The 13,815-nt window shown below is 57.9% G+C and carries 11 protein-coding genes and 1 tRNA gene; 6 read left to right on the forward strand and 6 right to left on the reverse strand.

All coding sequences use genetic code 11. From position 1 onward, the window contains the following. Positions 1-7: 7 nt before the first annotated feature. Positions 8-1,171: an MFS transporter gene (locus tag ACU688_RS09720; protein WP_448184536.1), complete on the forward strand. Its 1,164-nt coding sequence runs from the start codon at positions 8-10 to the stop codon at positions 1,169-1,171. A gap of 34 nt (positions 1,172-1,205) precedes the next feature. On the opposite strand, the gene ACU688_RS09725 is transcribed toward ACU688_RS09720, so the two are convergent. From ACU688_RS09725 to ACU688_RS09745, 5 genes are all read right to left on the reverse strand, one after another. Next, the gene (locus ACU688_RS09725; protein WP_448184537.1) at positions 1,206-1,514 is read right to left on the reverse strand and encodes an addiction module antidote protein; all 309 of its coding nucleotides are present in this window, start codon (positions 1,512-1,514) and stop codon (positions 1,206-1,208) included. A 346-nt stretch (positions 1,515-1,860) separates the two neighbouring features. Beyond that, positions 1,861-1,934 (reverse strand) — tRNA-Gly (locus tag ACU688_RS09730). Positions 1,935-2,042: 108 nt separating this feature from the next. Further along, positions 2,043-2,927, reverse strand: a complete 885-nt coding sequence (locus ACU688_RS09735; RefSeq protein WP_448184538.1) for an alpha/beta fold hydrolase — start codon at positions 2,925-2,927, stop codon at positions 2,043-2,045. A gap of 306 nt (positions 2,928-3,233) precedes the next feature. Continuing rightward, positions 3,234-3,926 carry a 16S rRNA pseudouridine(516) synthase gene (locus tag ACU688_RS09740; protein WP_448184539.1) on the reverse strand — a complete coding sequence of 231 codons (693 nt, stop codon included), beginning with the start codon at positions 3,924-3,926 and terminating at the stop codon, positions 3,234-3,236. Then, on the reverse strand, positions 3,926-4,138 hold the full coding sequence (locus ACU688_RS09745; protein ID WP_448184540.1) for a cysteine-rich CWC family protein: 213 nt from the start codon (positions 4,136-4,138) through the stop codon (positions 3,926-3,928). The genes ACU688_RS09740 and ACU688_RS09745 overlap by 1 nt, the downstream gene beginning before the upstream one ends. Positions 4,139-4,369: 231 nt before the next feature. Here ACU688_RS09745 and ACU688_RS09750 point away from each other — a divergent pair, with 231 nt between their 5' ends. Beyond that, a complete protein-coding gene (locus ACU688_RS09750; protein ID WP_207044744.1) occupies positions 4,370-4,717 on the forward strand; it encodes a hypothetical protein in 348 nt (115 codons plus the stop codon). Here ACU688_RS09750 and dspII read toward each other — a convergent pair. Beyond that, complete coding sequence (dspII, locus tag ACU688_RS09755; RefSeq protein WP_448184541.1) at positions 4,714-5,826, reverse strand: enoyl-CoA hydratase/isomerase DspII; 1,113 nt, start codon at positions 5,824-5,826, stop codon at positions 4,714-4,716. The genes ACU688_RS09750 and dspII overlap by 4 nt on opposite strands. Positions 5,827-5,962: 136 nt before the next feature. On the opposite strand from dspII, the gene ung reads away from it, so the two are divergent. The 4 genes from ung to ACU688_RS09775 all read left to right on the forward strand — a co-directional run bounded on the left by ung (position 5,963) and on the right by ACU688_RS09775 (position 13,677). Beyond that, positions 5,963-6,655: a uracil-DNA glycosylase gene (gene ung / locus ACU688_RS09760; protein WP_448184542.1), complete on the forward strand. Its 693-nt coding sequence runs from the start codon at positions 5,963-5,965 to the stop codon at positions 6,653-6,655. Between the two features lie 141 nt (positions 6,656-6,796). Then, positions 6,797-8,800 (forward strand): hypothetical protein, encoded by a 2,004-nt coding sequence (locus tag ACU688_RS09765; RefSeq protein WP_448184543.1) that lies wholly within the window; start codon positions 6,797-6,799, stop codon positions 8,798-8,800. Positions 8,801-9,150: 350 nt separating this feature from the next. Further along, positions 9,151-11,181 (forward strand): hypothetical protein, encoded by a 2,031-nt coding sequence (locus ACU688_RS09770; protein WP_448184544.1) that lies wholly within the window; start codon positions 9,151-9,153, stop codon positions 11,179-11,181. Between the two features lie 222 nt (positions 11,182-11,403). Next, positions 11,404-13,677, forward strand: a complete 2,274-nt coding sequence (locus ACU688_RS09775) for an autotransporter outer membrane beta-barrel domain-containing protein (RefSeq protein WP_448184545.1) — start codon at positions 11,404-11,406, stop codon at positions 13,675-13,677. Positions 13,678-13,815: the final 138 nt, after the last annotated feature.

The following is a 13,815-nucleotide window of genomic DNA, read 5'->3' on the forward strand; positions in this document are numbered from 1 at the left end:
AGGTTTCATGAAACCGCGCCTGCATTGTGCCCGTCTTGCCCTGTTCCTGTGTGGCTGCGCGGCGTTTCTCAACCTTTATGCGACCCAGAGCATCCTTCAGACGTTTGCCGCGCAGTTTCAGATCAGCGCCAAGACGGCGGGGTGGAGTATTACCGTGACGACGTTGGCTGTCGCGATCACGGCGCCGTTTGTCAGTCGCCTGACAGGCCGTTTCGAGCAACGCACGGTGATCTGCGTGGCGGCGCTGCTGTTGGCTGTGCCAGCGTTGATGACGGCCTATGCCGACAGTTTTACCGAAGTGCTGGTGTGGCGGTTTGTCGAGGGCATGGTGATTCCGGTGGTGTTCGCCACCAGCGTGGCCTATATCGGCGACCGTTGGAGGGGTGGCACGGTCACCGAAGTCACCAGCTTGTACGTGGCGGGCACCGTGCTGGGTGGGTTTGCCGGGCGTTTCGTCACTGGTGTGATGACGGAGTACGTGGGCTGGCGCGAAGCCTTCGAGTTGCTCGCGGCATTGAGCCTGATGGTGGGCGGGTTCATTCAGTTTCTGTTGCCGGTTAGCCGGGCGCGTGCGGTGTCGCTGGCAACCGTTTCATCGGGGGTTTTTCGTCAGCCATTGCTGGCGGCTTATGCCGTAGGTTTTTGCGTGTTGTTTTCCCAGGTTGCGGCGTTTACCTACGTGGGGTTGTACCTTGGTCTGCCGCCATTCAACCTCGGTCCTGCGGCTTTGGGCACGCTTTACATGGTGTTCCTGCTGGCATTGATCGTGATCCCCATTGCCGGGCGCCTCAGCAAAGCCCGGCCCCATGGCCAATTGCTGACTGTCGCTGTCGTGCTGGGCATCACGGGTACCGTGCTGACCCTTGTGCCAACGCTGTGGTGCATCGTGTTGGGGCTGGCCCTCAGCTCCACCGGCGTATTCCTCGCCCAGGCCGCCGCCAATGCGTTCACCACGGCCAATGCCGGCGATAACAAGGCGGGTGCCGTGGGGATTTATCTCACCTGCTATTACCTGGGCGGTAGCTGCGGGGCGATCGTCCCGGCATTGATCTGGGAACGCTGGGGCTGGACGGGGTGTGTGGGGTTGATTGTCGCCTTTCAGTTGGTGACGTTGCTCATCGCCTTGGTCGGTTGGAAGCCTGTTAAACCTGCGCTTGTTTCAATGCCTTGACGGGCGTCGTCGCTGTGCCGGCCGGGCCGCGTGCTCAAATAATTGAGTGATTGGTGGCATGTCCAGGCCGTGCAAACAGATCAATGCCTAGCGAGTGGAGTACTTTGAGGACTGTTTCAAAGCGCGGTTTTGCGCCGGGGGAGAACGCCTTGTAAAGACTCTCGCGACCCATACCCGTCTCTGTGGCGATCTTTGTCATTCCTCGGGCTTTGGCCACGTAGCCGATTGCACGCAGAAACTCTTCGTTATCGCCGTCGGCCAGCACCTGAGAGAGGTACTCACTGATGGCCTCATCACTGTCGAGCAGCTCGGCCATATCGAATGTCGTCAGTGTTTGCGGCATTTTCACACCTCTTTTGCCATTTTTTTTGCCTGGCGGATATCGGTTTCTTGCGATGACTTGCAACAGGAATGACTGATCGCAAAGGTTGCGGAGGATGGGGCGGGAACACTTCGGTTTCAAAGACGATTTCTGTTGCCAGAATTTGCTAGGAGAATGTGCTCGTAGGCGCAGTGTTGAATTAAGCGAAACCGCCTACGCGGCCATCCGAATCGCCTGGGTTTTGTCTGTGCGAAGTTGCCACGCGTGTCGAACCACCGAATTCTAGACATAAAAAAACCGGCCACCAGGGCCGGTTTTTTCATGCATCCCCCGTCAAAACCATCTTGACGTTGGACCAACAATTAAGTGGAGCGGGTAGAGGGAATCGAACCCTCGTCGGAAGCTTGGGAAGCTACTGTTCTACCATTAAACTATACCCGCTCAGAGCGGCTGACTTTGTACCAGATGTTCACCCGGATTTGAAGTTTTTCTTCAAAAATGTGTGGGTTACAGGCCTATGTGGGAGCAGGCAAGCCAGCTCCCACACAATCAGATTGCAAAGGCATGTTGAGTCTGACCTTGGTGATAACGCAATCGGCTGACCGGCCGCTCCGATTTCAGAAACCCAATAACGGCCTCCCGGCTGTCCCGGCACGCGGCCTTGTGTTCCATGTCCAGGAAGTGCCCCGTTGCCTGGATGGTGCTGAAGCTGCTGTGGGTCACATGCTGGCCAAACAACTTGGCGTCCTGGGCGCTGGTGTATTCGTCCCATTCGCCGTTCAAGAACAGCACCGGAATGTCGATCTGCTTGGCCGCCTTGAGATAGCACAGCCGATCGCTGTTGAGCACTTGGCTGATGTGGAAGTGCATCTGCCCATATTCGTGCTCGGCCAGGCTGCTCACATGTTTGTAGTTGAAGCGCTTGAACAGCGACGGCAGGTGTTTGCCGATGGTGTTGTTGACGAGGTGCCCGACGCGGTCGCGGTCGAGGTTGCCGAGGTAGTCAACGCCACGTTCAAGGTAGTCGCGCATGGGCGTATTGATCACCGGTGAGAACGAGCTGATCACCGCCTTCTCCACGCGCCGCGGGCGGTGGGCGAGGGCGACCAGGGTGGCGGCGCCGCCCCAGGAGAACGACAGCACGTGTTCGGCGGCGAAGTGGTCGATGAGTTCCAGGAGGATCTGGCCTTCGATGTCCTTCGTCAGCATTTGCTCATGGCGGTTATGGATTTTGGAACGGCCAGCGTAGGGCTGGTCGTACAAAACCACATTGAATTGCGGGTGCAGGCTTTTCACGGTTTGGGCGAAGGATGCCGTGGTGGCCATGGAGCCATTGACCATGATGATGGTCTTTGCAGCAGCGTCCGCGCGATAGAACTCCGTGTAAACCCGATACTGACCCTGTATATCCAACACAGCGATTTCTGGCCTCATGTCGTAAGACTCCTGGCAAGCGGGTAGGGCGCGCAGATAACTCTGCACGAGCTTTGTGACAGGTAGGCATACGCCTGGAAAAGGAAGGCCCATGTCGATCCGATGACGGCTGGTCGACGGGTGTTGTTATGGCGGGCGGTTTTGCCTGGAAGGCCCGTAGATCAAGCGCGGGCGGGGGCAAAATGTTTCTTGGAGGTTATGGGCGACTCGCCAGTCATATTTCGGCTGACGGTTTGATTCAAGCAGCACAGGCGCTACCTCGCAAGGCGCCCAACTGGTTTTTTGCCATCACCGGCTGAACGGTCGTCAGACCTGTCCGATCTCGTCGTCGGTCAGCGCCCGATACGCCCCCGGCGCAAGGTCCGCATCCAACACCAAAGGGCCCATCCGTTCGCGATGCAAGCCGATCACCTTGTTGTCGAAATGCCCGAACATGCGCTTCACCTGGTGATAGCGCCCTTCGACAATGCCCAATCGCGCCGTCGTCGGTCCCAGCAATTCCAAAGTGGCAGGTTGGGTGGTGAGGTCTTCAAAGGCAAAGTACAGGCCGGCGGCAAACGTCGTGGCGTATTCGGGGCCGATTGCTTGCTCGGTCTCGACAAGGTACACCTTGGGCAACTTGGTCTGCGGTTGCGTCAGGCGCCGCGACCACTGGCCGTCATTGGTGATCAGCATCAGGCCGGTGGTGTTGAAATCCAGACGTCCGGCGATGTGCAGCTCGTCTTTGTCCGGCACATCCAGCAGGTCGAGGACGGTCGGGTGCTGTGGGTCCGCTGTGGCGCTCACACAGCCCTGCGGCTTGTGCAGCATGAAGTAGCGCGCCGGTTTGCCGGCCTGCAACACCTCATCGTCGACACACACACGGCTGAATTCGCGCACCTCGTGGTGAGGATCGCTGACCGCTAAGCCATCCACCGTTACACGCCGTTCAACCAGCAACACGCGCACCTGCTGGCGATTGAAACGCGGCAGGTTGCTGAGGAACCGATCAACACGCATTACGGCTGTGCAGCGCCGCGCAATTGCGCGTCCACTTGGGCGCAGCGTGGGCACAGGCACGCGGTGTTGCGCAGCGCATCGGGCAACGCCTCCAGCACGGCCGGGTCGATGCTGACGCCGTAGCACCAGCAGGCTTGGTCGGCCGTGCGTGGGTCGGCCAGAGTGCAGTCGTTACGGGCGCCGCAGGCGGGGCAGAGGGTTGGCGTGGTCATGGCTCGGTTCAGGCTGGATCTCGGTGGGGTGGCACGATACAGCGTCGCCGCAGACCGTGCCAAACCGGCCGGGAAATGCCGAGACTCCGGTCGTCCGATCTACGTGTTTCAAGCTGTGTCAAAAACGCACCAGATTCGGTTTTTGATGTCAGATATTTCGTCATTCAGTGAAAGCTGAATGCCGCCCCCCAGCGTCGCTGGAGGAGCTCTTCCGCGGTCCAGGAGGCCGCCATGTATCGACGACTGTTACTCACTGCCTTGCTCGGCCTGACCTTATCCGCGTGTGTGCCCTATTACGACGGTGGCGGCACCTATTATCGCTCCGAGGTCTACACCACCCCGGCACCGGCGTATTACTACGGCGGCGGCTCTTCCTACTACGGGCGCAGCTATTACACGCCAGCGCCGCGCTACTATCCTGCGCCACGCTATTACCAGGCGGCACCGCGTTATTACCAGCCAGCGCCGCGTTACTACTCAAGGCCTGGCTACCGTCCCTATCCGAACCAGGGTTGGGACAACCGCGGTGGTCACGACCGAGGCGGACGTGGTGACGGAGGCCATCGCGGGCACCGTTAACGTTCAGACAAATCCGCCAGGGGGTGCCGGCCTTCCCACGCTTTGTGGAAATGCGCCTGCACCACCGCCTCCGGCACCGCATGCACATCCGGCCAATGCCAATGGGGCTGCTGATCCTTGTCGATCAGCCGCGCGCGCACCCCTTCGGCAAATTCCGGGTGGCGGCAGCAGTTCAGGCTCACGGTGTATTCCATCTGGAACACCTGGGCGAGGGACAGCTGGCGGCCACGCTGGAGCTGTTCCCACACCAGGTGCGCAGTCAACGGGCAGCCTTCGCTCAAGGTCTTGCCTGCGCGGCTGAATAGCGGGTCACTGTGGTCGCGCAACTGGCTCAAGGCGCGCCAGGCGCAGCGTACATCGCCCACATCCAGCCATTCATCGATCTGTGCCCGGCGCGGCAGCCACTGCGCTTCCGGTTGCTGGCTGAACGCTTCCTGGGCCAGGGCCTTGAGCAGGCTGTTGAGCTGCATCGGCGTTTGTTCCTGCCAGTTCAATTGCAGCAAGCCGTCGATCAGTTCGTCTTGTTGGTCATCGCGCAGGAAGCGGTCGGCCAGGCCCAGGTCCAAGGCATCGCGACCGTTGATATGTGCGCCGGTCAGGCCGAGGAACAACCCGAGCTTGCCCGGCAGGCGCGGCAAAAACCAACTGGCGCCGACGTCCGGGTACAGGCCGATGCTGATCTCGGGCATGGCCAGGCGGCTGCTCGGCGTGACAATGCGCACCGACGCACTTTGCAACAGGCCCATGCCGCCGCCCAGCACGTAGCCGTGGCCCCAGCAGATCACGGGTTTTGGATAGGTATGCAGGCGATAGTCGAGGCGATATTCCGCTGCAAAAAATTGTGCGGCCAGCGTCGGAACAACGCCCGGTTGCTCACGGCATTCCATCGCGAGGCTGCGCACTTCGCCACCGGCGCAAAAGGCCTTGGGCCCGTTGCCGCGCAGCAGCACGCAGACGATATTTGGATCTTTCGCCCAACCGTCCAGGCGCTCGCCCAAGGTCAGGATCATCGGCAAGGAGAGGGCGTTGAGGGATTTTTCTGCGTCCAGGCTGGCGATACCGATGCGGGCACCGTCGCTGCCGGTCAGCTCTTCGAAGTGCAGGTTCATCGTGACCTCATTCGGGAAGGTAGAGGATCAGTATGATCGCTTCGCAGGAAAGTGCCGGTGGTGTGTCAGATCAATTGACAAGCGGGGTCGGCTTTCCTAGGGTTCGCCTCATTCTTTTTGACAAGACCATTCCATCATGACCGAAGGCGACCGTATCAAACTCGAACCCACCTGGAAGCACGCCCTGCGCGATGAGTTCGAACAGCCCTACATGGCCCAGTTGCGCGAGTTCCTGCGCGAAGAGCACGCAGCCGGCAAAGAGATCTATCCACCCGGCCCGCTGATCTTCAACGCCCTCAACTCCACGCCGCTGGACAAGGTCAAGGTGGTAATCCTTGGCCAAGACCCGTACCACGGCCCCGGCCAGGCCCACGGCTTGTGCTTCTCGGTGCAACCGGGCATACCCACGCCGCCGTCGTTGCTCAATATCTACAAAGAGCTCAAGCGCGACCTGAACATCGACATCCCCAACCACGGCTGCCTGCAAAGCTGGGCCGACCAGGGCGTGCTGATGTTGAACACCACCATGACCGTGGAGCGCGCCAACGCCAACGCCCATGCGGGCAAGGGCTGGCAGTTCTTTACTGATCGGATTATCGAAGTGGTCAGCTCGCATCAGCCGCATCTGGTGTTCCTGCTGTGGGGCGCCCATGCCCAGGGCAAGCAGAAGCTGATCGATGCCACCAAGCATCTGGTGTTGACCTCGGTGCACCCGTCGCCGCTGTCGGCGTATCGCGGGTTTTTGGGGTGCGGGCATTTCAGCCGTACAAACAAGTTTCTTGAGCAGAATGGTGAGGCGCCCATTGAGTGGCGGTTGCCGCTGGTCTGATCTGTAGGGCTACCTGTTATTTCCGACAGTATCCAGAGGGCGTACTTGCGCATTAAATGATCTACCTGGCCTTGGCGGTAGGGTGCTTTCCCGTCGGTAGTCAATGGCTGGTCATTGATTGATTGCCCAAGGAGAGTGGACATGCCCAAGTACAACCCCTCGACCCCGATCCCCCTGGACCAGCCCTTTGTACCTGCGGCGCTGCTGCCATTGCTGGCAGATGAAGTGGCTTACACGATACACCGGTTGGACCAACTCGCCCCTTTGATAGTGGAAGTCCAATCGATTTGGCAGGGGTGGGATCTTCTTGATCCAGGTGAGGTGAGCAAAGTTACCTGGTTGTGGGATGGTGAACCGGTTGGCGATGTGAAGGAGTTGACTGCGCCCTACGATGCAAGTGACCTACCGAGCGTGGCCGGCGCCATACCCGAAATCCCGCTGGCGGTGCCCGGCCTGCACAGTTTGCAGTACATCGTTGAGCTGGTCCCCGGCAACCCGGCGGATCCGTCGTTTCCAATCCAGATAAACTTGAACAAACTCGCCCCGAATCAAGGTGTGCAACCGAACAAGTTGATTTTTGACACTGATATTCTAGATAACGGCGTCACTGATGAGTACTTGGTCGCCCACGATGATCAAGTCGTGGCAATTGTGCCTCCATGGCCTGATATGCGCCTGAAGGATCGCGCTTTAGGTAAGTTGACACTGCTACCAGCGCTCCGGCGCCCACATTCACGCAGCGACGAGATCGTGGCATCGGTGGAAATCACCCAGTCTCATAAAGACGGCGCACCTATAGAGCTGGCATTTGAAGGCGAAACGTTTCGCTCGTTGCTCAGTAATCGAGAGTATTCGGCTCAGTACCACCTGATTAATCGCGCTGGATGGGAGGGGCCTGCGTCGCGTACGGCTGTGGTACTGAATGCCCTTACGCCCTCGCCGATTAATTTTCCTGCACCGGAAGTACCACAAGCGTTCGGCACGGGCGCGAACGGGCGGATTGATTTGGAAGATGCTCGTGAAATTGGCGGCGTCTACATGAACATCCTCGAAATCGTCGGCGCATTGGAAAGCGATGTGGTGACACCTTCCTGGAACCTGATACCCCTTCCACAAATCATCGTAGGGCCGTTTCAGGCCTGGCCAATTCGTGTGCCAATCCCTTGGCCGGTCCTGGCCCAAGGCGGCTTCGAACTGGCCGGCGGGATCATCCGGGCCAGTTACACCTGGCAGCGCGGAACCGCTGCCGCGCGGCCTTCCGTGGTCAGGTTCGTGCCGGTAAACCTCACCGCCGCCGGCGAACTCAACCCGGATAACCCCAACTACATCAACCCCCTGCTTCTGCTTCCAACGGTGAAAGGTGTGTCGGGCGATGATGTGTTGACCATCCTCGACCGTGATCAGCCCGCCAATGTGGAGCTGGTGCTGGGCGTCGGCTTCGACGTGGGCGATTTACTTGAGCTGATCTGGAATGACAACCCCGTGCCGGTGGCGACTCACCCTGTGGCTGTCGGCGAAAACCCGGGAGCCGTGATTGCGTTCCAAATTCCCTGGGCACTCATTGGTCCGATTGGCAATGCGCTGGTCAACCTCTTCTACCGCACATTCAATGGTGTGAACCGCCAGCGATCGAATAACAAAGTCGTCACCGTGGCGATCTCACCTATCCTGGGGCTGAAGCCCACTCGATACCCGGATGTGAACTACGGCCCAGGGCCGGATTCCGGATTTATTGGGTGTACGCTCACACCTCATCCGTCCTTCGGTGTTCAGGTACTGGTCCCTGGCGACGATACGCGCCTGGAGGTAGGTGATGTTCTGCGATTGCGCTGGGTCGGGTATGCCAGCCCCAATGGCAATCTCAGCCATGTGATCGGCGGTTCTGAGGGTGAATGGGATTCACCGCCCTTGAACCTGAATTGGGTACAAAACGGTTACCCATTCACCGTCCCATTCAACCCCCATGTCTTGCTCCCTGGGTTGGTTAAACCTGACGACTACCCCCACAAGCCCATCTACGGTTCCGCCACCACCTGGTATCAGGTGGTTCGTAATGGAGTGGTGGTAGGCGGGTCGAATCGTAGCCTGGTGTTGGTCACGTTGATTCGTCCAAACAACCTGCCGCCTTGTATTGCACCTGTTTGAGTCAGCATGCGAAAGGGAAGGGCATAAGGCCCTTCCTGAAGTATGGACAGGTTTGCATAGAAATATTCGTGCTTTTAAAGGCTCGTTAACGACGTGCAGGAAATGAAAAAGGGCGTTTCACCGTGCTCTAGTCGTTGAGTGCAAAGCTACATACTTGTTGAGCTTTGTCTAACTGTGAATCTTGACAGTTACGCACTTACTCAGGCCGCTGTTTAATGAACCAGCCGCTTTCAGGTTGCACTGATATCGGATGATGAAAAGTGACATCGCTACTAACTGGGTCGCCGATCCGTGGGTGAAATACCGTTGTCCGGATCCAGATCCTTTCCCCATGAGAGGAGATTTGGATCATGTCAAAAAAACTACCGTTGTCGAAGGCCAAAACGCCTGCAACGCAGGCGATGGAAAAGTTGCCTGCGAAAGCAAAAGCTATCCGTAAACCCTCGCAGCGCACGCCCGCAGGAACGCAGAGGGTTTTAGCCGATGCGCCTGCTCCCACGCTTGTCAACGCACTCCCTAACTTGCCAGTAGTTCCCCCCGACCCTGACCAATCGGCAGACGGTCAACCCAATCTCATACCTCGCGCTGTCCAGGCTAGCGGTTTGACTATTTCCCATCCACTCTGGAGTCCACTTGCAGATCCGGGGGAACTCGACACTATTTTTTATCGTGCGAACGGTCGATTGGTTGGCTTCTTTGAATACAGAGGCGGCGATCCAGCGCCATCTGATACTTTTGTTCACACGGTTCAACCGCACGCCGAGCTGCAAACCCATGGTGAAAAGGACATCACCTATACGATCTTTCACGCCAATGGCAATGTAGCTCCCTCTGAGGTCACAATTGGGTTTGTCGACACAATCGACCCCAACCTCAATAACCGGCCGGCTGCCATTACCCTGCCAACAGATCTGTCGGGGCCAGTGACGCCGGATTATCTGGCTGGCAAACCCGGGTTGGTGTGTCGAATCCAACGAATGGCAGACAACCGCCCGGGAGACATCTGGCGGGCATTTTTTGGGAGTAATGATTTAATCGGTATTACGGGTGTTTTTCCATTGACAGGCAGCGCTGAAGTGATTTTTCCTTCCGCGACTGTCCTGGCAGGCGGGGCGGGCGATCAGGTGATTACCTACGATGCGTCTGATCGTGCAGGTAACGATACGCAGCTGTCTGTGGCCAGGACTGTGACAGTCGCCACCGCTGACGAACCCGTGTTGGAAGGCTTTGAAGTATTGGAGGCGCCTTTGATCACTAAGGAAGAGGCGCGTAATGGTGTAACGGTACGCTTGGGGAATATTGTCAACTGGCTCTCGACCGATACTATTCGAACGTTCTGGAATGGCACCTTGATCTACCAGGAGCCTGTAGGTTTGTTCCCTATCTTCGAGCTTGATGTCACGGCGACGTACGATGTGATCAGTTCACATGGGGACATATACGACGCCGATGTCCACTGCACTATCAGCCGTGACGGGCTAGGGACTATCCCCTCGCCAACGATCACCGTTGCGGTGAATCTAGATGAGCCCGGTGATCCGGATAACCCTGGCCCAGGCCCCGTTGACCCCGCCTATGAGCCACCGACGGTCAGAGGCAATGAAGGCCATGAGAACCATTTGGTAGAACTTGACCGTGGTTTCCCGGCCACGGCGACGTTCATTATTCCTCCAGAGCTACTCGCCGGCGTTTTTATTGATATTTACTACGGCACTATGGGCGGGACGCTGGCTGACACTTATGACGTCACCGGTAGTGAAGCTGCCGATTTTGAGGTTGTGTTGGAGATTGGTTGGGACATTATCGAAATGTATGGCAACGGCAATGCCATACCTTGTTATTACAAGGTTCGCGATGCAATCAACTACAAGCACTCTCCCGACCAGGGCGTCAAGGTTGAACTCTACAGCTTGTCGGGGCTTGCAGATCCGGTGTTCTCGGTACTCAATACAGCGGGCAGGCTTGGATGCTTCGACCGCTTGACGCCTCCGCTAGTCCCGGCGCCTTGGGTGGCAGTCCCTATTCGCGTCAAGGACGACGTAGTTCTTGAAATCGGTGACCTCGTAGTTGTGCATGCGGCCAGGTACGCATTTGCCGATAACACTACCCCGTTAGATACCATGGAAACGACGCCTCGAGAGATATCGTTCAACGACATCGTGGATGGCTTCACCATCAACCTCTTGCTGGGGTTGTGGTTCAGGGACTTTACCGGTACCGGCGGTCGTGGTTGGGTAGGTGTGCGCTGGAGTATTTATCGCCCTAGCACGACGGATCGCGGTACTTCAGATGAAGTTCAGGTGCGATGGGATTTCCGTGGTGCTTACCCACCACTGGGCACCTGTGTGCCAGATTCGACGCGAGCGCTCGGATCGCTGTGATCCATGCATAACCCTGTTGGCCTCTGTGTGGGGTCACAGGGTTTTTTAATGCGGCTTGCTCAATCAACGCCAGGATTGTGTCGAAGCTAGATGACCTCTTCATAAGGAAAGTCCTACATAAAAAGGTAATTCAGATCCTTAGTCTTTGCGCCGTGGAAAACGGAAGGCCGGTCGATATGGCCTCCGGGTTCGAACTGGTACTTTTTCTGAGGTTCACTGGCAATGCACACGATTGACTCTTCTGACTTTAAATACTCCAAATTATCAGCAGCGATCAAGCTTATCGCTGTTGCCCCACTGTGTTTCCTGAGCGCTCAAACCCTGGCGCTGGAAGAACTGGACGGAACGACCAAAGATGTCTACCCAGTAACGTACGTTGATAACTTTCGGCTGAAAAACAATGCCACGCTGAATGTTCATAGCGGTGCGACAGTGCGCGACATTCAGTCGGTTGATTCGACGGTAAACCTGACAGGCGCACGGGTTTCATCCACTGCCGCCACCACCGCAGTGATACTGACCAACAGCACTGCACACATCAACAATACCCTTATCACCAGCACTCGAGCGGGCGGTCTGGACGTGGTGCGCAATCCGTCAACGCTCACGGGGTCCTTGGCAGAGGTCAGCAATAACAGTGAAATTCGCGGCGCGACTTATGGTGCCAATGTAACTTCCTACAGCACCTTGAACCTCAATGACTCGAAACTGATAGGTGGCTCCCAGGCCGGGTTGATCCTGCGCGGTGGCGCGGCCAATGCGGTCAATAGTCAAATCACCGGTGCTACCGACGGCATCCGCTTGACCCGCGAACACAGCACCGTTCCCAACTCGCCGGAACTGCGCTTGGAAGGTACACGTGTCGAGGGGCTGACGGGCTCTGCCATTGTGGTCGATACACCGATCACTGCTGAAATTGATGTCAATAACGGTTCTACCCTGATAGGCAGCAACGGCAACCTGCTTGAGTTGAAAACCGGCGGCAACGCCAACATGCGCGTCAACAACAGCGAACTGACCGGCAATATCCAAGTGGGCACCGGCAGCGCCCTGGACCTGAACCTTGACAGCGCCATCATGAACGGCGACGTGGTCAACAACGGTGGCACTGCCAGCGTCGGCTTGAACAACGGTTCGGTCTTGACTGGCCGCCTGGAGAACATCGACAAGCTGGCGATCAACAGCGACGCCACGTGGGTAATGGTCGATAACCAGCAAGTGGGCGACCTGTCTCTGAGCGGCGGTAACGTCAAGTTCGGCGACCCGGGTGTGTTCTACCAACTGGACGTGGAAAACCTGTCGGGCAACGGTACGTTCAATATGAGCGTGGACTTCGCCACCTTGACCGGCGACTTCCTCAACGTCACCGGCACGTCCTCGGGCGACCACAAACTGCTGATCGCCAGCAGCGGCGCCGACCCGTTGAGCGCCGACCGCCTGCACGTGGTACACACCGAAGACGGTGGCGCCAAGTTCAGCCTGGTGGGTGATCGTGTGGATGTGGGGACCTACTCCTACAGCCTGATCGATGACAACGACAGCAAGGACTGGCTGCTGGACCCGGGCAGCAGGGTGATCAGCCCGAGCACCAACTCCGTACTGGCGTTGGCAAACGCGGCGCCGAGCGTGCTCTACGGTGAGATGACCAACCTGCGTACACGCATGGGTGAGTTGCGTCACAGCGACGGCAAATCGGCCGGGCTGTGGAGCCGTGCCTATGGCAACAAGTTCGAAGTGAACAACAGCGACAAAGAAGTGCACTACAACCAGACTCAGCGCGGTTTCACCCTGGGTGCCGACGTGCCGCTGTCCGGTGGTGACGGTCAATGGCTGGCCGGCTTCCTGGCCGGTCACAGCACCTCGGACCTGGACCTGAGCCGTGGCAGCAAAGCCACCGTCAACAGCTACTACGCCGGTGGTTACGCCACCTGGCTGGACGCTGAAAGCGGCTTCTACTTCGACGGCGTGCTCAAGTTCAACCGCTTGCACAATGAGTCCAACGTGGCCATGAGCGACGGCAAGAAAGCCAAGGGCAACTACACCCAGAACGCGGTAACCGCCTCGGCTGAAGTGGGCCGCCACATCAAGCTGGACGACGGTTTCTTCGTCGAGCCTTACGGCCAATTGGCAACGGCGATTATCCAGCGCCAGAGCTACGAGCTGGACAATGGCTTGCAAGCCAAAGGCGCACGTACCGCTTCGGTGGTGGGCAAGGCGGGTGTGACCGCTGGGCGTGACATCCAACTGGACGGTGGCAGCGTGTTGCAACCGTACTTGCGCACCGCGGTGGCTCATGAGTTCAACCAGAGCAACAAGGTCTCGGTGAACGGCAACAGCTTCAACAACGATCTGTCGGGTACCCGCGTCGAAATGGCCGCAGGTGTGTCGATGGCAGTGTCGAAGAACTGGAAGGTGCATGCGGATGTAGAGCGCAGCATGGGCAAAAGTGTTGACCAGCCGTGGGGGGTGAATGTGGGGGTGCGGTACGATTTCTAACTGTCTGACCAGTGGTAAAAACTGCTAGCGTCCGTCGCTTCAAACTGAAAATGCCCCGTCTCGTGAGAGACGGGGCATTTTTTATTTAGGTTGATATCGTCGGGCACGTCTTGCTTGATTTTGCAGTATTTAATGCCC

It is taken from the genome of Pseudomonas acericola (SeqCode), assembly GCF_053456465.1.